This is a genomic window from Nocardia sp. NPDC051929 (assembly GCF_044548645.1).
Lineage (GTDB): Bacteria > Actinomycetota > Actinomycetes > Mycobacteriales > Mycobacteriaceae > Nocardia > Nocardia sichangensis.
The window spans coordinates 127013-148162 of the sequence record NZ_JBIUCG010000023.1 but is presented as its reverse complement, the minus strand read 5'-3'; the positions used below and the strand labels follow the sequence as shown (position 1 = coordinate 148162).

General features: G+C 69.0%; 19 protein-coding genes. 8 read left to right on the top strand and 11 right to left on the bottom strand.

Annotated elements, in window-relative coordinates:
* The first annotated feature begins 27 nt into the window (after nucleotides 1-27).
* From ACIHAX_RS29040 to ACIHAX_RS29030, 3 genes are all read left to right on the top strand, one after another.
* The gene (locus ACIHAX_RS29040; RefSeq protein ID WP_397280703.1) at nucleotides 28-3126 is read left to right on the top strand and encodes a BTAD domain-containing putative transcriptional regulator; all 3099 of its coding nucleotides are present in this window, start codon (nucleotides 28-30) and stop codon (nucleotides 3124-3126) included.
* Nucleotides 3127-3171: 45 nt separating this feature from the next.
* On the top strand, nucleotides 3172-4386 hold the full coding sequence (locus ACIHAX_RS29035; protein ID WP_397280701.1) for an FAD-dependent monooxygenase: 1215 nt from the start codon (nucleotides 3172-3174) through the stop codon (nucleotides 4384-4386).
* A gap of 68 nt (nucleotides 4387-4454) precedes the next feature.
* Nucleotides 4455-4985 (top strand): VOC family protein, encoded by a 531-nt coding sequence (locus tag ACIHAX_RS29030; RefSeq protein WP_364427629.1) that lies wholly within the window; start codon nucleotides 4455-4457, stop codon nucleotides 4983-4985.
* 26 nt (nucleotides 4986-5011) lie between these two features.
* Here the strand turns inward: ACIHAX_RS29030 and ACIHAX_RS29025 are convergent, their stop codons facing one another.
* Both ACIHAX_RS29025 and ACIHAX_RS29020 read right to left on the bottom strand, forming a co-directional pair.
* Nucleotides 5012-5545 (bottom strand): DUF3145 domain-containing protein, encoded by a 534-nt coding sequence (locus ACIHAX_RS29025; RefSeq protein ID WP_355072714.1) that lies wholly within the window; start codon nucleotides 5543-5545, stop codon nucleotides 5012-5014.
* Nucleotides 5546-5640: 95 nt separating this feature from the next.
* On the bottom strand, nucleotides 5641-6474 hold the full coding sequence (locus tag ACIHAX_RS29020) for a serine hydrolase domain-containing protein (RefSeq protein WP_397280699.1): 834 nt from the start codon (nucleotides 6472-6474) through the stop codon (nucleotides 5641-5643).
* Nucleotides 6475-6516: 42 nt separating this feature from the next.
* Between ACIHAX_RS29020 and ACIHAX_RS29015 the strand changes: the two genes are divergently transcribed.
* A complete protein-coding gene (locus ACIHAX_RS29015; RefSeq protein ID WP_364427624.1) occupies nucleotides 6517-7710 on the top strand; it encodes a serine hydrolase domain-containing protein in 1194 nt (397 codons plus the stop codon).
* Between the two features lie 88 nt (nucleotides 7711-7798).
* Here ACIHAX_RS29015 and ACIHAX_RS29010 read toward each other — a convergent pair whose 3' ends face one another.
* The 3 genes from ACIHAX_RS29010 to ACIHAX_RS29000 form a co-directional block, all read right to left on the bottom strand.
* On the bottom strand, nucleotides 7799-8929 hold the full coding sequence (locus ACIHAX_RS29010; protein ID WP_355072708.1) for an NDMA-dependent alcohol dehydrogenase: 1131 nt from the start codon (nucleotides 8927-8929) through the stop codon (nucleotides 7799-7801).
* Nucleotides 8930-9072: 143 nt separating this feature from the next.
* Nucleotides 9073-9603, bottom strand: a complete 531-nt coding sequence (locus tag ACIHAX_RS29005; protein WP_355072707.1) for a DinB family protein — start codon at nucleotides 9601-9603, stop codon at nucleotides 9073-9075.
* A 73-nt stretch (nucleotides 9604-9676) separates the two neighbouring features.
* Nucleotides 9677-10732, bottom strand: coding sequence for a phosphotransferase family protein (locus ACIHAX_RS29000; RefSeq protein WP_397280696.1), 1056 nt, complete (start codon nucleotides 10730-10732; stop codon nucleotides 9677-9679).
* An 89-nt stretch (nucleotides 10733-10821) separates the two neighbouring features.
* Between ACIHAX_RS29000 and pabB the strand changes: the two genes are divergently transcribed.
* On the top strand, nucleotides 10822-13041 hold the full coding sequence (gene pabB / locus ACIHAX_RS28995; RefSeq protein WP_397280694.1) for an aminodeoxychorismate synthase component I: 2220 nt from the start codon (nucleotides 10822-10824) through the stop codon (nucleotides 13039-13041).
* Nucleotides 13042-13055: 14 nt separating this feature from the next.
* Here the strand turns inward: pabB and ACIHAX_RS28990 are convergent, their stop codons facing one another.
* Nucleotides 13056-13553, bottom strand: a complete 498-nt coding sequence (locus ACIHAX_RS28990; protein ID WP_364427613.1) for a hypothetical protein — start codon at nucleotides 13551-13553, stop codon at nucleotides 13056-13058.
* Between the two features lie 85 nt (nucleotides 13554-13638).
* Here ACIHAX_RS28990 and ACIHAX_RS28985 point away from each other — a divergent pair, with 85 nt between their 5' ends.
* The gene (locus tag ACIHAX_RS28985) at nucleotides 13639-15651 is read left to right on the top strand and encodes a TerD family protein (RefSeq protein ID WP_397280692.1); all 2013 of its coding nucleotides are present in this window, start codon (nucleotides 13639-13641) and stop codon (nucleotides 15649-15651) included.
* A gap of 7 nt (nucleotides 15652-15658) precedes the next feature.
* Here ACIHAX_RS28985 and ACIHAX_RS28980 read toward each other — a convergent pair whose 3' ends face one another.
* Entirely contained in the window at nucleotides 15659-16384 is a 726-nt protein-coding gene (locus ACIHAX_RS28980; protein WP_355072698.1) for a TetR/AcrR family transcriptional regulator, read from the bottom strand.
* Nucleotides 16385-16392: 8 nt separating this feature from the next.
* Nucleotides 16393-17622 carry a cytochrome P450 gene (locus ACIHAX_RS28975; RefSeq protein ID WP_397280727.1) on the bottom strand — a complete coding sequence of 410 codons (1230 nt, stop codon included), beginning with the start codon at nucleotides 17620-17622 and terminating at the stop codon, nucleotides 16393-16395.
* 246 nt (nucleotides 17623-17868) lie between these two features.
* On the opposite strand from ACIHAX_RS28975, the gene ACIHAX_RS28970 reads away from it, so the two are divergent.
* Nucleotides 17869-18312: a hypothetical protein gene (locus tag ACIHAX_RS28970; RefSeq protein ID WP_364427606.1), complete on the top strand. Its 444-nt coding sequence runs from the start codon at nucleotides 17869-17871 to the stop codon at nucleotides 18310-18312.
* A 1-nt stretch (nucleotide 18313) separates the two neighbouring features.
* Here the strand turns inward: ACIHAX_RS28970 and ACIHAX_RS28965 are convergent, their stop codons facing one another.
* The 3 genes from ACIHAX_RS28965 to ACIHAX_RS28955 all read right to left on the bottom strand — a co-directional run bounded on the left by ACIHAX_RS28965 (nucleotide 18314) and on the right by ACIHAX_RS28955 (nucleotide 20501).
* Nucleotides 18314-18505: a hypothetical protein gene (locus ACIHAX_RS28965; protein ID WP_397280690.1), complete on the bottom strand. Its 192-nt coding sequence runs from the start codon at nucleotides 18503-18505 to the stop codon at nucleotides 18314-18316.
* Between the two features lie 143 nt (nucleotides 18506-18648).
* On the bottom strand, nucleotides 18649-20070 hold the full coding sequence (locus tag ACIHAX_RS28960; protein WP_397280688.1) for a DUF1254 domain-containing protein: 1422 nt from the start codon (nucleotides 20068-20070) through the stop codon (nucleotides 18649-18651).
* A gap of 137 nt (nucleotides 20071-20207) precedes the next feature.
* Entirely contained in the window at nucleotides 20208-20501 is a 294-nt protein-coding gene (locus ACIHAX_RS28955) for a hypothetical protein (RefSeq protein ID WP_195077704.1), read from the bottom strand.
* A 316-nt stretch (nucleotides 20502-20817) separates the two neighbouring features.
* Here ACIHAX_RS28955 and ACIHAX_RS28950 point away from each other — a divergent pair, with 316 nt between their 5' ends.
* On the top strand, nucleotides 20818-21093 hold the full coding sequence (locus tag ACIHAX_RS28950) for a hypothetical protein (protein ID WP_355072692.1): 276 nt from the start codon (nucleotides 20818-20820) through the stop codon (nucleotides 21091-21093).
* The last annotated feature ends 57 nt before the right edge of the window (nucleotides 21094-21150 follow it).

The following is a 21150-nucleotide window of genomic DNA, read 5'->3' as shown; positions in this document are numbered from 1 at the left end:
ATCGATCCCCGGGCCATACTGACGATCGTGCGGTTCGGGATCCTGGGTCCGGTGGAGGTGCGGCGGCCCGATGGGGGTCCGGTCGCGGTGGGTGGGCCGCAGGTGCGGGCGCTGCTGGCGGTGTTGGCGTCGGAGGCCGGGCGGGTCGTCTCCCGCGAGCGGTTGATCGACGATCTCTACGGGGAGGATCCGCCGGGCGACGCCGGGCACGCGCTGCAGTCCCAGGTGTCGCGGCTGCGGCGGGCGCTGCGTTCGGCGAGCGCCGACGAGCTGGTGGAGTCCTCGACCGCGGGCTACCGGCTCGCGGTCGACCCGGTCACGGTGGACGCGCACCGGTTCGATCGGCTCGCCGAGGAGGGCCGGATCGCGTTGCGCGACGGGGATCCCGCTTCCGCGGCCGTGCTGCTGGACGAAGCCGCCGGGCTGTGGCGGGGTGCGGCGCTGGCCGACGTCCGCGATGCGCCGTTCGCCGCGACGGCGGTGACCCGCCTCACCGAAGCGTGGCTGACAGCGCGGGAGGATCGGGCGGAGGCCGGTCTGGCGCTGCGCGACCATCGAGCGGTGGTCTCGATGCTGACCGAACTCGTCGCCGCACATCCGCTGCGGGAGCGGGCTCGAGCGCTGCTGATGCGCGGGTTGTCCGGGACCGACCGGCAAGCGGAGGCGCTGGAGCTGTTCGAGCAGGGCCGTCGGCTGCTCGCCGATGAGCTGGGGGCGGATCCTTCGGCCGAGCTGGCCCGGGCCCATCTCGCGATCCTGCGCGGGGACACCGTCGCCGCGGCCTCGTTGCGCCGCCTACCTGCCCAGCTCACCAGTTTCGTCGGCCGCGACGACGAGTTGGCGCAGATCGCGTCGCTGCTGGCGCGGGCCCGCCTGGTCACCTTGACCGGTCCGGGGGGCACCGGCAAGACCCGGCTGGCGTTGGAGGCAGGCTCCCGGGCTCAGGGCGAGGTCTGTTTCGTGGATCTGTCGCCATTGGTGGACGGCGCGCAGATGGCGCAGGAGATCGCGGCGACGCTCGGCGGCCGCGCGACCGCCGGTGAGCACGAAGACGCGGAAAACCGGCTCCACGCGATGCTCGCAGGCCGGTCTCTGCTGATCATTCTCGACAATTGTGAGCATCTGGTGCTCGACGCCGCGCGGCTCGTCCACCGGTTGTTGCGCGAATGCCCGGGCCTTCGGGTGCTGGCGACCAGCAGGGAAGCCCTGCGCATCACCGGCGAGACCGTCCTGTCGATCGGGCAACTGCCGGTCGCGGCCGCCGAAGCGCCGCTGTCCGAGCAGCTCGGCTGCGCGGCGGTCCGCTTGTTCGCCGACCGCGCGGCCGCGGCGCGGCCCGGATTCACCGTCGACGCGGGCACGATCGCGGCCGTGCGGCGCGTCTGCGCGCGATTGGACGGCTTGCCGCTGGCTTTGGAACTCGCCGCCGCCCGTCTGCGCAACCTCGAAGTGGACGACATCGACGGACGCCTCTCCGACCGGTTCCGGCTGCTGTCACGAGGAGACCGGACCGCGGAGCCCCGACATCAGACCTTGCAGGCGGTAGTCGAATGGAGCTGGGGTCTGCTGGAACCGGCCGAGCGCCTCATGGCGCGGCGCTTCGCGGTCTTCGCGGGCGGCGCGTCGGCCGCGACAGCCGCTTCGGTCTGCGAACTCGACGATGCCGACGAACTGCTCGACGGCCTGGCCGACAAATCGCTGGTGGAGGTGCACGGCGGCCGCTACCGGATGCTGGAGACCATCCGAGCCTACGGTCTGGCACGTTTGACCGACTCCAGCGAGCGTGAGCGCATGCAGCGTGCCCACGCGGCATTCTTCACCGCCCTGGCCGAGCGGGCCGATCCGCGACTGCGCGGCCCGGACCAGCTGGACTGGCTGGCACGACTGAGCGCCGAACACGACAACGTGCAGGTGGCGCTGCGCTGGGCGGTGGCCGCCGATCCGCCATTGGCACAACGACTCATCGCCGCGCACGCGTGGTGCTGGTGGCTGCGCGGTCATCCGGGCGGTGCCGTCGAGCTCGCGGGCAAGCTGCTGCCCGCACTCGATCCGGCGGCCGACGTCGAGAAATACGGCCTGTGCGCGGCGATCGCCGCGCGAGCGGGAAACGGACTGCCGGTCGCGGTCACCCGCGCGGTCACGGAGTTGTCCGGTGTCGAGAAACCCCTGCAACGCCCGCATCTGGTGTTCCTGCTGGCGACCGTCGGCGGGTTGCTGGACCTGCCGCCGCAGCGGCAGCGCCTGCTCTTCGGTGCCGACCCGTGGTCGCAGGCGTTCCTCCGGCTGGGCGCGGGACTGCACCTGCTCATGTCCGGTGAGCCGGTGGCGGCCGAACCCGAATTTTACTGCGCCCTGGAAGGTTTCCGCGCCACCCGCGACCGCTGGGCGATCGCCACCACCCTGGACAAACTCGCCGCTGTCGCCGACTGGCGCGGTGAGCGGGCGGTCGCGCTGGACCTGATCGACGAGGCCGTTGCCCTGCAAACCGAGTTGGGCGCGGGTGACGAGGCCGCCGACCTGCTCAACCGGCGTGGCGACCTCCTCGCCCGCCGGGACGCTTGCCACGACGCGGACGGAGCCCGCGCCGCCTACGAGCGTGCCGCCGAATCTGCCCGGGCGGCGGGCGCGACGGACATGTACGCCAACGCGATACGCGGACTCGGCGATCTGCGCCGTGCGGCGGGCGACCTCATCGGCGCCAGGGAGTACTACGGCACGGCCGTCGCCCTGCCCGACAACGGTTCGTTCGGCATGGCCGAGGCCCGTGCGCGCAGCCTCATCGGACTGGGCTGGGTCTCGCTCGCCGAAGCCGACAGCGAAGCCGGGCAGGCGGCGCACCGCGAGGCCTTCGAGCTGGCCCGTGACCGATCCCGATCGGTGGCCGCGGACGCGGTGGCCGGTCTGGCGGAGGCCGCCGCGGTGATCGGCGATCCGGCGCGGGCCGCGCTGCTGCTCGGCGCTGCCGATTCGCTGCGCGGGATGCCCGCCGCGGGTGACGGTGCGGCGGCCGAGACCGCCGCACGGTGCCGTGCCGAACTCGGCGAACAGAAGTTCCGCGCCGCCTATGACCGCGGCATCGGGCGGTCGATCGAGGAGGTGGCGGCCCTGCTCGGTGAGCGGCGGTGAGCCGATGGTGAGTGCGTGGTGAGCGCCGCGGCCGACGCTGTTCCCATGACAACGACGCGACAGTTCACCAACAAAACCGTTCTCATCTCCGGCGCGAGCGTCGCCGGTCCGGCACTGGCCTACTGGCTGACCCGCCACGGGTTCACCGTCACCGTCGTCGAACAGGCTCCCACCCTGCGCGAGGGCGGCTACAAGGTCGACATTCGGGGCGTGGCCATGGATGTCATCGATCGGATGGGGCTGCTGCCGGAAGTCCGCGCGGCCTCGACGGCGATGCGTGGCGGCGCGTGGGTCGACGACTCGGGCAAGGCGCTGGCCACGCTGGGGCCGGAGCTGATCGGACTGCGGTCGCCCGGCGACGACGAGGTGCTGCGCGGCGATCTCGCCCATATTCTCTTCGACGCCACCAAGGACGGGGTCGAGTACCTGTTCGGCGACTCGATCATAGGCCTGGCGCAGCACGCCGACGGCGTGACCGTGCGGTTCCGCAACGCCGAGCCGCGAGTGTTCGACCTGGTGCTCGGCGCCGACGGCATCCATTCGACGGTGCGCCGCCTCGCGTTCGGGCCGGAGGAGCGATTCGCCCGGCACACCGGCATGGCGGCCTGCGTGATCTCGGTGCCGAACCATTTGGATCTCGACCATTGGGAATTGGTCCATCCGACTCCGGGGCGAGTGGTGCAGGTGTACAGCACCCGCCGCTCCACGGCCAAAGCCCAATTCATCTTCCAGGCCCCGGAACAACTGCCGGACCGGCGCGACCGCGCCGCGCAGCAGCAGCTGGTGGCCGACGCTTTCGCCGATGCGGGCTGGGAGACACCGAACTTGGTACGCGCCATGCCCGAATCGCCCGACTTCTATTTCGACTCGGTCAGCCAGATCCATCTCGACCAGTGGTCCGCGGGCCGCGTCGCACTGGTCGGCGACGCCGCCTACTGCCCCTCGCCGCTGTCCGGGCAGGGCACGAGCATGGCACTGGTCGGCGCGTATGTCCTCGCTGGCGAGCTGAAAGCGGCCGCAGGCGACCACGACGCCGCCTTCGATCGCTACCAGCGCGCCATGCAGGACTATGTCACCCGGAACCTGACGCTGGGCTGGAACAACGCCACTCAGATGGTGGCGTCCGACCAGCGCGCGATCCGGACCCAGACCACCATGCTGCGCATGCTGCGGCACATGCCGTGGAAGGGCCTGGCGCTGCGCCCGATCATCAAGCCGCTCGAGCGCGCGGCCAACGCCATCCGCCTCGCCGACTACTGAACCGCACGGTCACCTCGCGCCGTTCCGGCGAAAGCACCCCATCCCTGAAGCACCTGAGGAGCACCAGAATGAGCATCGCATCCGGACCGATCTTCCAGTTGGCGTGGGTCGTCCACGACATCGAGGCGGCGGAACGAGAATTCACCGAACGCTACGGAGTCGACAAATGGGTTCGCATGCCCCGCATGCGTTTCGGCCCGGACTCGTGCAGCTATCGCGGTGCGCCGGCCGACTACACGATCGACAGCTCGCTCGGCTACGCGGGCGGGCAGCAATTGGAATTGATCGCACCGGTCTCGGGGGCGAACCTGTACACCGAAGCGCTCGAGCGGTCCGGTCCCGGTCTGCACCATATCGCTTGGGTGCCAGACGATTTCGATGCCGCACTGGCGGAGGCGCTGGCAGGCGGCGCCGAAATCGTCCAACACTGCGCTGTCGCGGAGATCGGCATGGAGTTCGTCTACCTCGCCGGGGGATCACTCGGCTCGTACGTCGAATTGCTGCGGCTGCCCGCGGACGCGCGCGCACTGTTCGACAGCATGATTCCGGACGGCTACCGGAATCCGTGGTCACACGGCCAGGGCGCTTCCCGCGAATGACACGGCAGTGGCGACAGCTGGAGTCCTCACCCCACGTCCCGGCGCAGCCAGGTGACCTCCGCGCCGGATTCCGTTCCGTAGCGGTAGATTTCGAGGTCCTCGTCCCACGCGGTGCCGAGGGCGCGGTCGATTTCTTCAGCCAGGTCGTAGGCGGAGTACTTGCCGAGTTCCCGGGTGGCCTGCAGCATCGCGCGCAGGCGCATCTCGCCGAGCATGACGTCGCCGTTGGCGCTCGTCGAGCCGTGCCACAGGCCCAGGCCGGGAACGAAGCTGTAGCGCTCGCCGTCCACGCCGTCGCTGGGGTCCTCGGTCACCTCGAAGCGCAGAACCGGCCAGGAGCGCAACGATTGGGCGATCTTCGACGCCGTGCCGACGGGGCCGATCCACTCGCTGGTGGCGCGCAGTTGGCCGTCGGCCGGTTGGGCGGTCCAGCGCAGTTTCGCGGGGGCGCCGAGGGCCGAGGTGAGCGCCCACTCGACATGCGGGCACAGCGCGGCAGGCGACGAGTGGATGTAGACCACACCCGCCGTCGCGTCCGCGAACTGACTCGATGCGCGCACCACCAACACCTCCAGCTTCGACGAGGAACGTCTTCCCCAACGATTCGTCGAACTGGCGTTGCCTGAGTGTACTGGAGTGCCCGAAGTTACACGTGTTACTTCGTGACCGTGTTGCGCGTGGCGGCCACCTCCGCGATGACGGCATCGCTCAGCGGTGGCCAGGCCGCGCGCGCCCAGTCGCCGAAATTCTCGTCGCTCAAGGCGAGACACGCCAACCCCGTTCTCGGGTCAACCCATAAAAATGTCCCGGATTGGCCGAAATGTCCATAGGTTTGTGGCGAATTCGTGCCACCGGTCCAGTGCGGAGTCTTGCCGTCGCGGATCTCGAAGCCCAATCCCCAGTCGTTGGGGCGCTGCGAACCGTAGCCGGGCAGGACGCCGTTCATGCCGGGGAACTGGACCGAGGTGGCCTCGGCGTGCGTCTGCGCCGAGATCAACTGCGGGTCCAGCAATTCGGCGGCGAAGCGGGCCAGATCCGCCGCGGTGGACCGCGCCGCGTGCCCGGCCGGACCGGCAAGCACCGAAGCGGTCATGCCCAGCGGCTCGAACACGGCGTCGCGCAGGTACTCGTCGAACGCGATCCCGGTCTGGGCGGTGACGAATTCGGCGAGCACCTCGAAACCCGCGCTGGAGTAGATCCGCCGGGTCCCCGGCGCGGCTTGGACGTCGGTGGTGTCGAACGCGAGGCCGGACGTGTGCGCCAGCAGATGACGCACCGTAGCGCCGGGCGGGCCCGCGGGCTGCTCGAGTTCGACCGCGCCCTCCTCCACCGCGACCAGCACCGCGTACGCCACCAAGGGCTTGGTCACCGACGCGAGCGGGAACACTCGCCGCACGTCGCCTTCGCTCGCGGCACCGCCGTCGGCGGTGACCACCGCGGCCGCCGCGTGGTGGACCGGCCATTCCCGGATCTGCTCGAGTGAACGCACCCTGCGAGCCTACGAGAACCGCGTAGCTACCATCGATTCACCATGAGTGAAACGCCCACTGTTCACGGCGACGTCGCGCCCGGTTTCGAGCCGGTCGCCGACGCCTTCCGCCGCAATTTCGAGCGTCACGGCGAAATCGGCGCCGCCGTCGCGGTCTACGCGGGTGAGCGCCCCGTGGTGGACCTGTGGGCCGGGTTCCGCGATCGCAGGCGCACGCTGCCGTGGGAGCGGGACACGATCGTGCCGGTGTTCTCCTCGACCAAAGGCATGGCGGCGTTCACCGTCGCCACCGCCGTGGCCGGGGGCCTGCTCGACTACGAGGAGCCGGTGGCGAAGTACTGGCCGGAGTTCGCCGCCCACGGCAAGGACGCGATCACCGTGCGTCAGCTGATCGACCACCAGGCGGGGTTGTCCGGCCTGAGCGAGGTCGTGCGACTGCCTCAGATCGCCGACCTGGACGGGCTCGCGACCGTTCTGGCGGCACAGAAACCGGCTTGGCGTCCCGGCACCAGGCACGGCTATCACGCCATCACCCTCGGCCTGTACCAGGGCGAGCTGTTGCGCCGGGTGGACCCGCGCCGTCGCACGCTCGGGCGAATCTTCGCCGAGGACATCGCCGCACCGCTCGGCGTCGATTTCTTCATCGGCCTGCCCGCTGAGCAGCGCATGGACCGCATCGCCACGATGTCGGCCACCCAGGGGCTGGACGTGTTGCGCTACGAACGCGATCTTCCGCTGCGCATCGGCGCGGAGATCTATGCCAAACGCGGCCTGTCCTACGCGGCGCTGACCAATCCGCGCTGCGGAGCGCCTGCGCGGGCGACCCGGCGCGAGTTCCTCGAAGTGGAACTGCCGGGATCCAACGGAGTGGGCAACGCCCGCGCGCTGGCGAAGGTCTACGGCGCGGCCGCCGCTCGCACCGGTGCGTTGCCGATCGACGACGCCGTGCTGGACCGGCTCGCCGCTGCCGAGACCGCCGACGACGTCCCCGCCGAGGATCTGGTGCTGCACACCAAGAGCCGCTATCACCTGGGCTTCCGCAAGTCGCGCGGTATTTTCCGCTTCGGCTCCGACAAACGCGCCTACGGCACCACGGGGCTGGGCGGCTCGTTCGGATTCGCCGATCCCGCAACGGGCCTCGGTTTCGGGTACACGATGAACCGGCTGGGTCTGGCCGTCCTCGACGACGTCCGCAGCCGCAACCTGCGCGAAGCCCTGCTGCGCTGCCGGATCTGAGCGCCTCGATCGCCGGCTCGGCGAAGCGGTGCCGTACGAGCTGATCGCACGGATCGCCACCGCGCTCGCCGAGCGGCGGTGTTGTGCTCTACCAGTCGGCTTCGGTGTACTTGATGATCCCGCGGATGTTCTTGCCGTCCAGCATGTCCTGGTAGCCCTGGTTGATCTCCTCCAGGGAGTAGCTGCGGGTGACCATGTCGTCCAGGTTGAGCTGGCCGGACTTGTACAGCGACAGCAGGCGCGGCGCGTCCTGGCGGGCGTTTCCGCCGCCGAAGATGCAGCCCTTCACCGTCTTCTGCAGCATCGACAGCAGGAAGCTGTTCAGCTTGACGTCGCTCTCGTCCATCCGGCCCATCGAGGTGACCACCAGGGTGCCCGCCTTCGAGGTGAGGATCAGGCCCTCTTCGATGTACTCGCCGTGCATCTCGCCCATGGTCAGGATGACCTTCTCGGCCATCCGGCCCTCGGTGGCCTCCAACAGCGGCATGATCGCGGCGGCCATGCTCTCGTAGGTGTGCGTGGCGCCGAACTTCTGCGCCTGCTCGCGCTTCCACGGATTCGGGTCGATCGCCACCACCTTCGACGCGCCCGACAGCACCGCGCCCTGCAAGGCGCTCATGCCGACGCCGCCGATGCCCGCGATCACCACGGTCTCGCCCGGAGCGACCTGGGCGACGTGGGTGGAGGAGCCGAAACCGGTGGGGACGCCGCAACCGACCAGGCAGGCCACCTCGAACGGAATGCTCGGATCGATCTTCACCACGGAGGTGTGGTGCACCGTCATGTACGGCGCGAAGGTGCCCAGCAGGCACATCGGGATGACGTTCTCGCCGCGGGCCTGGATGCGATAGGTGCCGTCGCTGATCGCCTGCCCCAGCAGGAGACCCGCGCCCAGGTCGCACAGCGCCATGTGTCCTGCCACGCAAGCCGGACAGCGGCCGCAGGCGGGGATGAACGACAGGATCACGTGGTCGCCGACCTGCAGATCGGCCGGGCAGTTCGGGCCGAGTTTGGTGATCACGCCCGCGCCCTCGTGCCCGCCCATGACGGGGAAGGACGGCATCGGGGTCGCGCCGGTCACGATGTGGTGGTCGGAGTGGCACATGCCCGCGGTTTCCATCCGGATCTGCACCTCGCCGGCGACCGGGTCACCGACCTCGATCTCCTCCACCGACCACGGCTGGTCGATCCCCCACAGGATCGCGCCCTTCGTCTTCATTCCTGTCGACCCTCTCGCATGCACGTGCTTATATGTGACTGCACCCACAGTACGAGAAAAATGTAACGCGTTCTAGTACCGCTCGAAAAAATCGTCGGTATAGCGTGACCCAGTAGCCGAACGCGTTACAGTTCCGCGACGCGTCAGCCCTGGACGTCGTGCACGTGGTGCACCAGATCGTGCACGAAATACCGCGCGAACGACTCCACCGTGAACTCCGCCCCGTCGCCGCGCGCACCGCGCAGACCACGGCGCTCGGGCGGCACCGACGCGAAGGAGCGCGCCACCCGCTCGGCGGCATCGGCCAGCTCCGCGGCCACCCGAGCCGGGTCCTGCTCGTTGTAGCGGTCGGCCACCGCGGTCGCGTCCTGGTCCCAGTTCGGGAAGCGCGGCGGCTCGCCCTCGGGGTCACCGGCCAGCATCAGGCCGAGGCGAGTATCGAACAGGCGGCAGACGTCACGCACATGTGCGCCGTATTCCAGGGCGGACCAGGTCGATTCGTCCGGCCGCAGGCGGACGCCGGGACGGTCGAGCACCGCGGCGAAGCGGACCGCGGTGTCCCTGGTCAGCGTCGGTACGGCCGCGTAGCTGGTCGCGGCGGCGTCGAAACCGCATTGCGAACAAGGGCGCTCGAGCACCCAGGTCCAGTCCTTGACATCGGGAACGATCGGCATGCGCTCAACCTAGGCGCGGCCGGATCGCGCCTTCCACCGATATCCGGTCAACTATCGAGCACATCCCGACAGTTCACTCCATCAGCCGGTGCGCCCGCTCGAAGAGTTCCAGCGTGATCGCGTGCAGGAAGTCGCCGACCTGCCTGGGGGCCTTACCGGCGAACGCGCGGGCATGCGTGCCCTCCAGGACGATGCCGAGCTTGAAGCAGGCCAGCACGGTGTACCAGGACATAGCGCTCAGGTCGCGGTCGGAGAACTGCCCGTAGTGCGCGATCATCTCCTCGGCCGTCGGCAGCCCGCCGACCGCGCCGAGCTTGCCCACCAGCGCCGCTCCCGTGGTGCCCGGCTCCGGGCGGGTGGCGATCTGCCAGCCGAGGTCGAGCAGCGGGTCGCCGATGGTGGACATCTCCCAGTCGACCATCGCCGCGACCTGCGGGCCGTCGAAGGAGAACATCATGTTCGCCAAATGGCAGTCGCCGTGCAGGATGCCCGGGGTCCATTGGGCGGGGCGATTGCGGTCCAGCCACTCGCCCACCGTCGCCACACCGGGGATCTCCGGGCCGGGGTAGCCCTCGTTGGCCGAATAGGAGTCGAGCTCACCCAGCCAGCGCGGCACCTGACGTTCCAGGAAACCCTCCGGCTTGCCGTAGTCGGCCAAGCCGAGCGCCTGGTAGTCCAACGCGCCGAGGCGCGCGATGGCCTCGACCGCGGACAGGCCCATCTGCCTGCGGATCTCCGGATCGCCCGCATGCAGTTCGGGCAGTTCGTTCTGCGGGTTGAAACCGCGGATCGGCTCCATCAGGTAGAAGACCGCGCCGAGGACCGACTCGTCGGCGCAGGCCGCGATCACCCTGGGCGCGCGGACCTCGGTGCCGCCCAGCGCGCCGAGCAGCCCGGCCTCACGCCGGATCACGTCGTTGCTCTTCGGGCGCAGATGTTTCGGGCCGCGACGCAGCACGTAGGTCCGGCCGCCGCGGGTGAAGCGGAGCATGATGTTCTGTGTTCCGCCGCCCAGCGCGGTCACGTCCTCGAACTCACCCCCGGACAGACCCTGCTCATCCATCCACTTTCCGACGACGGCGAAGTCGACGACCGCGGGATCCACATCGACCGGTTGCGCAACAGACATGCCCCACATTGTGCACCACCTGCCGACCCGAACTGAAGGCAGATGACAACAGTTGGCTACCACCGGCGCGGCGTAGGGTTTCGAGCACCATGCGCACGCTGTTGATCGACAACTACGACTCGTTCACCTACAACCTGTACCAGCTGATCAGCGAGGTGAACGGCGTCGAGCCGACAGTCGTGCGCAACGACGAGGCGCGCACGGTCGCCGAACTCGATCTGGGACGCTACGACAACGTCGTCGTCTCACCCGGCCCTGGGCGGCCGGACGTGGCCCGCGACGTAGGGATCTCCACGGCGGTGATTCGCGAAAGCGACCTGCCGCTGCTCGGTGTGTGCCTGGGCCATCAGGGAATCGTGGTCGCGGCGGGCGGCGTGGTCGCCGAGGCGCCCGCGGCCCGGCACGGATATCTCGATCGCATCGAGCACGACGACCAGGACCTTTTCGCGGGCGTGCCGCAGGGCTTCACCGCCGTGCGCTACCACTCGCTGTGCGCGCTGCGGCCGCTGCCGGACGATCTGGAGGTCACCGCGCTGTCCGGCGACGGCGTCGTGATGGGTGTGCGGCACCGCACGCGACCGCAATGGGGCGTGCAGTTCCATCCGGAATCGATCGCCAGTGAGTTCGGCGCGGCTCTGCTGCGCAACTTCGCGAGACTCACCACGGCGCACCGGAGCAGGCGCGCCGTCCCGGCGGCGAGCCCATCGATCGACGCCGGGGGTGAGTTCGTCGCCGAGCCGGTCGCCGCAGGCCTTCCGCTTTCCGCCACACGCACCGCGGCCTCGCCGATGCCGCTCGCACCGGAGCAGTTCCCCGCCGCGGCAGCCCAACTCGAGCGTCCCGCCGGGCGCACCGGTTTCGATGGCACGGTGCCGCGGACCTTCCGGCTCCAGCGGGCCGTCCTCGAACGGCCGATCGATACCGAGAGCGCGTTCGTGCAGTTGTACGCCAACTCCCCCACCGCGTTCTGGCTGGACAGCGAGCACGTCGAACCGGGGGCCGACCGGTTCTCCTTCCTGGGCGACGCGAGCGGTCCGCTGGCCGAGGTGCTGCGCTACCGCGTGGGCGACGGCGAGGTGACCGTGGAATCGTCCGACGGGCACCGGCGCACCGCACCCGGCGGCATTCTCGAGTTCCTGGCCGCCGAGCTGCGCGCACGCAGGCTCGAACTGCCCGATCTCCCCTTCGATTTCGTCGGCGGCTACGTCGGCTATCTCGGCTACGAGGTCAAAGCCGACTGCGGCGGCAACGCGGCGCATCGCGCGGCGACCCCGGACGCGCAGTGGATCTTCGCCGACCGGATGGTGGTGGTCGACCACGTGGGCGAGCGGACCCATCTGCTGGCGCTGAGCGACGACGTGGAGACCGCCCGGTCCGCCGCCGACTGGCTGCGCGACACCCGCGAAACCCTCGACACCCTGCCGACCTGGACCAATCCACCGCCACTCGAATTACCGCCGGACGGTGACGCCGTCGCGCCACTGCTCACCCGCGGCCGGGAGCGCTATCTCGCCGACATCGCGGTCTGCCGGCAGCGGTTGCATGCCGGGGAGTCCTACGAGATCACTCTGACCGACAGCGCCACGATCCCCGCCACCGCGGCCGACGGCCTCGACTTCTACCGCACCCTGCGCCGGTGCAACCCCGCCCCGTATGCCGCCTACCTGCGCTTCGACGATCTCGACATCGCATGCTCGTCACCGGAGCGCTTCCTGAAGGTCGACCGCCGCCGCATCGTGGAGAGCAAGCCGATCAAGGGGACCGCACCGCGCGGCGCGACGCCGGAGCAGGACGAGCGCCTGCGCCGCGAGCTGGCCGACAGCCCGAAGACCAGGGCGGAAAACCTCATGATCGTCGATCTGCTGCGCAACGATCTGGGCCGGGTCTGCGAGATCGGCAGTGTGTACGTCCCCAAACTGATGGCCACCGAGCAGTACGCGACCGTGCACCAACTGGTATCGACGGTACGTGGCAGGCTGCGGCCGGAGGTCGGCGTGGTCGATTGCCTGCGAGCCTGTTTTCCCGGGGGCTCGATGACCGGAGCGCCGAAGCTGCGCACCATGGAGATCATCGACGCGCTGGAAACCGAAGCGCGCGGAATCTATTCGGGCACCATCGGTTTCCTCGGTCTCGGCGGCACCGCGGACCTGAACATCGTGATCCGCACCGCCGTCCGCTACGGCGGGCGCTGGCGGATCGGCGCGGGCGGGGCCATCGTGCTCGACTCCGATCCCGCCGACGAGTATCACGAGGTTCTGCTCAAGGCGGCCGCCACGTTGCGCGCGGCCGCCGACCACGCGCACCGCTGAGCGTCCGACCTCGACTATTTGTGCCGCTTGCCGGACTTTCGGCGGGGCGGCTCCTCGGCGGGCGGTTCCGGCGCGCTCAAGCCGGTCAGCTTGGCGAGCAAGGCGAAGCCGGGCAGCTTCGCCAACCGCCCGAGCACGTCCTCCCCGAGCGAGATCATCGCCTCCAGCCGGGGCAGCAGGCGGTCGTAGGCGGCGAAGGCCGGATCGGCCAGGGCCAACGTGCGGTCGAGCCGATCGATGGTGGAGTTGAGCCGCTCGATCGCGGTCGACAGGCTCTCGATCAGGCCGGGCAGTTGCGCGGCCAGCTGAGCGGACGCGGGCGGCAGCCGCACCGCGGTGTCGAACGCCGATGTCGCGGTCAGCTGAGCGGCTTCCAGCGCCTGGCCCGCAGCCGTCTGCGCCGCCTCGACCGCCGCCTGGGCGGCGGCTAGCACGTCGGCCGGGCCGGGCACACGCCCACCGGGCAGTTTCGGGGTCGGCGGCTTACGACCCGGGCGTTTCGGGTTCGTCATGGGGAACACTGTGCCGCACGCCCCGCCGAAGGACCGGCCCTCGCGCGTTCGGCGTGTCGGAGGCTCATGGCATAGTTCGAGCACCATGAAACTCAGCAAGGGCGCGAACGCAGCGGTACCGACATCCCTTCTAGCCGTGGTCGTTTCATGGCGATCGGAGCACACGGTGGACGCGCATGCCTTGCTGCTGGACGCGTCGGGCGCGGTGCGCTCGGATCGCGACCTGGTGTTCTACAACGCGCCGCGGCACGTTTCGCAGGCGGTCACCCTCGATCAGGAGCCCGCGCCGGGCACCGCGCGGCTGAGCGTCTCGCTGCCGCGCACGGAAGCCGACGTCGACCGCATCGTCGTCTCCGGCTCGCTGGAGGACGGCACCTTCGGCGACATCCGCGGGCTCACCGTCGCCGTGCACTCGGTGGACGGGGCGGTCGTGACGTTCGAGATCGACGACGCGGAGGCGGTGTCGGCGCTGATGTTCGGCGAGTTCTACCGCCGCGACGGGCAGTGGCGGTTCCGCGCGATCGGCCAGGGCTGGTCCAGCGGACTGGCCGGGTTGGTCACCGAGTTCGGCGTCCAGGTCAACGATCCCTCGGCGCCCGCCCGCACCACGCATCCCACCAACCCGTTCCGGGTGCGCCGCCCGGCGGCGAATCCGTCCGCGCAAGAACGACTTTCTCCGGCCGGAGCGGAACCCGCCACCGAACGGTCCGCTCGGCACGACCCGACCTCGGCCCGACGCTTCTCCCACGGATCGTTGCCCTCCGGCCACTCCGCGCGAAACGGGGAGACTCCCGCCGAAATCGGAACGGACCTCGCCGAAAACGCGCCGGTCCAACGCGAACCCATCCGCACCGACGACTCGCCCGGGCGGCTCGAAGGGACCGAAGAACACCCGGGCGTAGACATCCCCGCCCGGCCACGCACCGAAGTGCTCGACCGTGGCGATACATCTCCCCTGCCGCGCCCACACACCCACCGCACGGTCGACCTCCACCGGCACAGCCGCGACACCGCACCGCCCGCTCCTCCGCCCCCGCACCCCGAACTCGCGGACTGGCACCCGGATCCGGACAACCCGCAGACCATGCGCTGGTGGGACGGCACCATATGGACCGAGGACCGGTATCTCCGACCCCCGCCCGGCGACCGCCACTGCGCACGCTGCGGAAACACGCTGCGCCGCAAGTTCTTCGGTGGGTTCGCGCCGTGCCAGAGATGCGCCCAGGAGATCGAGGAGTACCTCGTCCACTGGCACACCAGGGCGTGGCGGGTGCTCACCGGCCACGGGCCACGCGGCCCCGAGTGGGCGGACCTGTGGGCATCACTGCGTTACCAGCGCATCGACGCCGAAGCGGGCCGCGCGGTCCTGCGCGACGCGGGGCTCAGCTACGTGGAGCGGCTGGTGACCTTCGCCTTCGCCGACGGTGAAGTACGGCACGCGGAACTGGAACTGTTCGAGCACGCGGTCACCGAACTCGCGCTCGGCGGACCGCTGATCGAGGATCTGCGCAGGCGAATGCATCGCGGGCACACCCTCTACCGGCTGCGTACGGGCGATCTGCCGATCATCCGCACGCCCGGCCTGCACCTGGACCCAGAGGAGACGGTGCACCTCGATCTGCCCGCGACGCACGTGCGTCAGCTCGCACGCGGCCCGAAGTTCACCGAGGGCAGGCTGATCGGCAGCAACAAGAAGCTACGTTTCGTCGGCGCCGACACCGGCATCGAGATGCCGTGGTCACGAGTGGTTTCCGTGCACGCGGAACAGGGAACGGTGGTACTAGCGGCCACGTCCGCGCGCGGCGGCGCGACCTTCGCCGTCGACGATCCGGATTATGTCTCGGCCGCGCTGGAAGGCGCGCTGCGCGTGGCCAAACGTCTCGTTCTCACGCCAGGCCAGCGCGACACCCGCAGCATCCCGCAAGAGGTGAAAGCGGAGGTGTGGCAGCGCGACGGTGGCCGCTGCGTCGAATGCGGCGACGGGCACTACCTGGAGTTCGACCACGTCATCCCGCTCAGCCGCGGCGGCGCGACCAGCGCCGCCAACCTCCAGATCCTGTGCCGCGCGTGCAACCGGGCCAAAGGCGCCCGCATCTGAACCCGGCTCACTCGCCGAGCAGGCCCGCGGTGCGGCCCAGATCGGCGAGCATCGCGTCGAACAGGATCTCCGGATTGTCCAGCGGTATCGGGTAATTCCCGAACACCTCGAGCGTGACGTGGCCGTAGAGCCGCGCCCAGATCTGGATCATCAGGTACGTCACACCCAGATCCAGTTTCTCGGCGGGGAACTTCTGGCCCGACTCCGACAGCGCCGCCAGCAGTTCGGTCTGGAAGTGCACCAGATCCTCACGCAACTCCGGCGGGATGACGTCCGTCGATGGCGTGACGATGTCGTAGTTCGCCAGCAGCCTGCCCGCCGCGGCCAGGAAAACCCGGCCGAAGGGCTCGTCGAAGCGGCGCAGCGCGCGGGCCTGGCCCGCGCCGGGCGAGGCGAACACCAGGGTGAACTCCCTGGTGTGCGTCAGCGCCCAGCGCCGGAAGCCACGGCAGATGGCGAAGAACTGCGCGGCGCCGTCGTCGGGCAGCGTGGCGATCTCGGCGGTCAGTTCCCCGGCCAGGTCGGCGCAGAAGTCCAGCCGCAGCCGCTCCAGCAGGTCTTCGAGCGAGTCGTAGTACCGGTACAGCGCGGGCGCGGTGACTCCGAGTTCGCGCGCGATGGCACGCAGGGTGACCGCATCGGGCCCGCGCTCGACCAGCAGCGCGCTGGCCACCCGCCGGATGTCGGTGTCGGTCACCACCGGCGCGCGGCCCCGTGGTCTGGACTGTTGCACTGATCGATTCAAGCGTATTCGACGTCCCAGCGCTTGATCCCGTTCAGCCAGCCCGACCGCAGCCGCACCGGCTCGGACACCTGGCGCAGGTTGGGCATCACGTCGGCGATGGCGTTGAACATCAGATCGATCTGCAACCGGGCCAGGTTCGCGCCGACGCAGTAGTGCGTGCCGGTGCCGCCGAAGCCCACGTGCGGGTTCGGATCGCGCAGCACGTCGAAGGTGAACGGATCCGCGAACGCTTCCTCGTCGAAATTGGCCGAGCTGTAGAACAGTCCGAGCCGTTGGCCCTTCTTGATCTCCTGGCCCCCGAGCACGGTGTCCTGTGTGGCGGTGCGCTGGAAGGCCGTGACCGGGGTCGCCCACCGGACGATCTCGTCGGGCGCGGTGCGCGGACGCTGCTGCCGGTAGATCTCCCACTGCTCGGGATGGTCAACGAACGCTTTCATGCCGTGGGTGATCGAGTTGCGCGTGGTCTCGTTTCCCGCCACCGACAGCAGGATGACGAAGAACGCGAACTCGTCCGAGCCGAGGTGCTCGCCGTCGATATCGGCGTTCACCAACTGGGTGACGATGTCCTCGGCCGGGCAGGCGCGCCGCTGTTCGGCCATGTTCCAGGCGTAGCCCATCACCTCGGCGGTGGCGGCGTGGTGATCGCCCTCGAATTCGGGATCGTCGTAGGAGATCATCTGGTTGGACCAGTCGAAGATCTTCTTGCGGTCCTCCTGCGGGATGCCGATCAGTTCGGCGATGGCCTGCAACGGCAGTTCACAGGCGACCTGTTCGACGAAGTCGCCGCTGCCGGACTTTCTGGCCTCGTGCACGATCCGCGCGGCGCGTTCGGTCAGCGCGGCGCGCAGGCTCTCCACCGCCCGCGGGGTGAAGCCCTTGGAGATGATGCGGCGGGTCTTGGTGTGCTTGGGCGGGTCTTGGTTGAGCAACAGCATGTCGCCGAGCATGTCGATCTGCTCGCGCGTGGTCTCCTCGTTGAACCGGATGATCGCGGTGTTCTCGTGCGAGGAGAACACCTCGGGATTCTTGGAGATCTCCTTGATGTGCGCGAGCTTGGAGACGACCCAGTAGCCGCCGTCGTCGAAACCGCTGGCCCGACCGGACTGAGCGCACCACCATACCGGGGCGGTGCGGCGCAGTTCGGCGAACTCCTCGATGGGCAGGCGGGTGGCGAGCAGATCGGGGTCGGTGAAGTCGAAACCCGTCGGGATCGAGGGCGTGGTCACGGTCACGGCTAACTCCTACGGCGGTCTGGGCGCAGACCTGGCGAACACGGTCACCAGTGATGCAACCACAGAACCGAGCTTCGTGAACAGCGTTTAGTAAAACCCGTTTACTTTTCATGCCGCCGGTCCGCCCACCGGACCACGGACGGAGGTGGCAGGTATCGGCCATTACCCCGATTCAGGTGTACACCGACGCGGCGGACCACCTCTAATGAGAGCAGCAGCCCTACTCCGGCCGGAGGTGCCATGCCCAGTCTCTACGACCACGTCGGCGGCGACGAGGTGCTCCATCGTGTCGAAGCGGCGTTCTACGACAAAGCGCTCAGCGACCCGGTGCTGAAGACGTTGTTCACCGAACGACTGCCGCGACACGTCGACCATCTCACCTGGTTCACCGCCGAATCGTTCGGCGGCCCGGATCGATTTACCCGAGAGCTCGGATTCGAATACATCATCGCGGTGCACCGCGGCCTGCGGATCACCGACGAGCAGCGGGAACGTTTCGTCGAGGTGTACATGCAGACCTTCGAGGAGGCCGGACTGCTGGAGAACGAAGAGTTCCGCACCGCGGTCTATGAGCACGTCGCATTCGGATCACGGGTGGCGCAGCAGAATTCGCATGCGACCAGCGATTCGGAGTTGCACCCGATCCGCGAGGTCCCACGCTGGAGTTGGGCGGGCGACGACTGACTCAGCGCAGCGTGATCAGCGCCGGCGGCTGCCATCGCCTCCGCAACACCACCGGCTTGGGCGCGAACAACGCCAGGCTCGCCGAGAACGGATCGGATTCCGGTATGGGCAACCAGTTGCCCCTGGGGACGCCGGACCCGGGATCGTGCTGCTGGAGTGTGAGATCGTATCGCGATGAGGTCCAGTCCTCCATGATCCCGTTCCGCCTCCCGATGCGATCGGTCGCAGCGCCAGATCCGTCCCGGAGCATATCCGTCTGTTTGCGGAAAAGTAGCTGACCAGCGGTACCTGTCACCCGATCGCCGAGAGCGGCGGCGGGACTTCGCGCGAATCGCGTCAGAGCGCCGGTAACAGCGGCGGGGGACGCCAGCGCCCCTGGACGGCCTCCGCCTTCGGCGCGTACAGGCGCAGGGTCAGCGAGAATTGTCCGGATTCGGGAATCGGCAGCCAGTTCCCGGCCGCGACGCCCGCCCTCGGGTCGGTGTACTGCAACGCGATGTCGACGGACCCATCGGGGTTGACCGTCACCGGATCCGGATGGCCGACCGCGTAGATGCCGGCCGGATTGGGCACCAGATAGTTGTCGGCGGCATAGGCGGTCAGCGACCAGAACTCGTCCACGGGCGGCAACTGGCCGGGCGCGAAATGCAGCCGGAATCGGCCCGTGCCACCTCCGGCGTCCGTCGACGCGAACAGCGTCGGATAGTAGGCGTTCTCGGTCATCAGGCTGGCGCCGAGCGCCACGTGAGCGATGACGGCGCGCAGCAGATAGTTGGTGCCGAACCTGCCGACGTCGGGGTCGACCAGCCAGCCGTTCTCGTTGACCGTCCGCGCACCCAGAGATACCGGGATCTGCTGCCGTGCGGTCTCCACCGCCGCCGTGAGCTCGGTATCCGAGATGCCCTCGACTGTGCCACCCGGCCGGATCCCGATCTTCTCGAACCGCCGCATGGCGGGCGCGTCCTCGGGCGCGGTCGGGTTGGTCGACAGCAACGCGCACATCCGGTCGAAGAACACCCGCGGGTCCATCCCGGCGACCCACTCGGGTGGCGGCTGTACGCTCGATTGCCCCGTCCCGGTGGGCGCAGGCGGCTCGGTGCCCGCCACCCAAGCGCTCAACGGCACCAATCGCAATCCCTCTTGCGCGGCGCGCACCGCCGGGAGATCGCTCTCGCCGTCGACCCGGATCCGGACGATCAGCCACACCGTCGGCGTCGGCATCGGCAACGGCGTGAGACCTTCCGGTAGCGCACCCGACCACCCCGGACCGGTCACCGCATAGGTATACGGCGGCCCGGCCGACTCAGTCGCCGGCCGACGGCTGCTGGGGTTGTGCACGTTGTTCGTCCAGGCGTCCGTCACCTTGGCCAGCCAGAACCGGCCCTCGTCCAGCGCGGGGACGCTCAGCACCATCGGCTCGCTCGCCACATCGAGCCACGCGGTGGAACGCAGCGTGTCGCGGTCGAGCCGTACCACGTCTCGCTGCGCCGGGGTGGGCAGCGAGGCGGCGTGGTGGAAGCGGTTGATCGGCGTGACCATCTCCGCAGCCACCCGGGTGACGTCCAGCAGCACCAGAGGGTAGCCGAATACATAGGCGTCTTTGGCGATCGTGGCAGCGTCACCTGGGACGGGATGCGGCCCGGAATCCTGGCCGAATCCGCCGCATGCCGCCGATCCCAACGCGGCCACCGACGACATCGCGATGCCGAGCGCCGTGCGCCGCGACATCGTGAGCTTGCCTTCGGTCCTCTCGTCCATGATCCGCTCCGCCTCCGATCCTATCGGCACCGCGATTCCCGCACCGGAGCGCGACCGCACTCCGCGACGGAAATCGCAGCTCGAGGCGTTTGCGGAGGTTCGCCGCGAGAACACGCGGGAAGGAGCGCCGCCCTCGCTCAGAATTCCAGGACGGTGTTCATGATGGTGCCCGCACTGGTGGCCACCACCCCGCCGATCATCGCGCCGGCGATCATCTTCGGCGACTGCAATCCGCCGCCGCTCCACTTCTCCCAGGCGAATCTGCCGCCCGCGTAGATGATGCTGACGATGCCCGACGCGAGCGCGAACCAGGTCAGGTACCGGACGAACTGTAAGAGCTTGTCCGCCAAGGGCGGCGCCTCCGGGGTCGGATTGCCGATCTGCGCCAACGTCGTGAACGAATCGCCGACCGACGCAAGAATGATGCTCACCGTCTACTCCCTCTACGCTCGAATACAACCCTGCCGCCGACCAGCCGCTTTGCGAAAGCCGTTCGACCACCGATGAATTCGGCCACGAACCAGGATACGGGCCCAGACGCCGCCGCGGTGCGCGCACTGCGCGGAACCTTCGCGCCCAGCGGCGGAACGGGCAGCAGGCTCAGGAGTTCGGCTACCCGGGCGCGGGCGAGGGAAACACGAACTTCCCTGCGCTACATGGACCTGACTGCATCGCGGCGAGCGAACGGATACGATCTTCTCAGCGAATCACTTGCCCCTGTCCCGAATCCAGAATGAGCGAACGACGATGATCCTGGCCGCCGCTTACGACACCCTGGCGCAGATCGGCAATCCCAGCCCCGAGGCACCGCCGATCTCCGACAAGTTCCTCCAACTGGTCCGCTACCTGACGTGGTTCGTGCTCCTGTCGGGCATCTGCGGCATCATCTACGCCGGTGGCCGCTTCGCCTGGGAGAAGTGGACCGGCGGCGGACTCGAGTCACCGAAGATGGTGGCCGGAGCCATGATCGGCGGGGTGGTGGCCACCAGCGCGGGCACCATCATGAACGCCGTCATCGGCTGATCCGCCGCGGACCGAATCGCGAACCGCTATAGCCTTTCGCTATGACAAGCGGGCGAT

Bases quoted from the DNA above. Each gene is read 5' to 3' on its own strand.
- ACIHAX_RS29030 (WP_364427629.1), top strand. From the start codon at position 4,455: ATGAGCATCGCATCCGGACCGATCTTCCAGTTGGCGTGGGTCGTCCAC.
- ACIHAX_RS29015 (WP_364427624.1), top strand. From the start codon at position 6,517: ATGAGTGAAACGCCCACTGTTCACGGCGACGTCGCGCCCGGTTTCGAG.
- ACIHAX_RS28990 (WP_364427613.1), bottom strand. From the start codon at position 13,553: ATGACGAACCCGAAACGCCCGGGTCGTAAGCCGCCGACCCCGAAACTG.
- ACIHAX_RS28960 (WP_397280688.1), bottom strand. From the start codon at position 20,070: ATGGACGAGAGGACCGAAGGCAAGCTCACGATGTCGCGGCGCACGGCG.
- pabB (WP_397280694.1), top strand. From the start codon at position 10,822: ATGCGCACGCTGTTGATCGACAACTACGACTCGTTCACCTACAACCTG.
- ACIHAX_RS29010 (WP_355072708.1), bottom strand. From the start codon at position 8,929: ATGAAGACGAAGGGCGCGATCCTGTGGGGGATCGACCAGCCGTGGTCG.
- ACIHAX_RS28970 (WP_364427606.1), top strand. From the start codon at position 17,869: ATGCCCAGTCTCTACGACCACGTCGGCGGCGACGAGGTGCTCCATCGT.
- ACIHAX_RS29005 (WP_355072707.1), bottom strand. From the start codon at position 9,603: ATGCCGATCGTTCCCGATGTCAAGGACTGGACCTGGGTGCTCGAGCGC.
- ACIHAX_RS28965 (WP_397280690.1), bottom strand. From the start codon at position 18,505: ATGGAGGACTGGACCTCATCGCGATACGATCTCACACTCCAGCAGCAC.
- ACIHAX_RS28985 (WP_397280692.1), top strand. From the start codon at position 13,639: ATGAAACTCAGCAAGGGCGCGAACGCAGCGGTACCGACATCCCTTCTA.
- ACIHAX_RS28950 (WP_355072692.1), top strand. From the start codon at position 20,818: ATGATCCTGGCCGCCGCTTACGACACCCTGGCGCAGATCGGCAATCCC.
- ACIHAX_RS29035 (WP_397280701.1), top strand. From the start codon at position 3,172: ATGACAACGACGCGACAGTTCACCAACAAAACCGTTCTCATCTCCGGC.
- ACIHAX_RS29000 (WP_397280696.1), bottom strand. From the start codon at position 10,732: ATGTCTGTTGCGCAACCGGTCGATGTGGATCCCGCGGTCGTCGACTTC.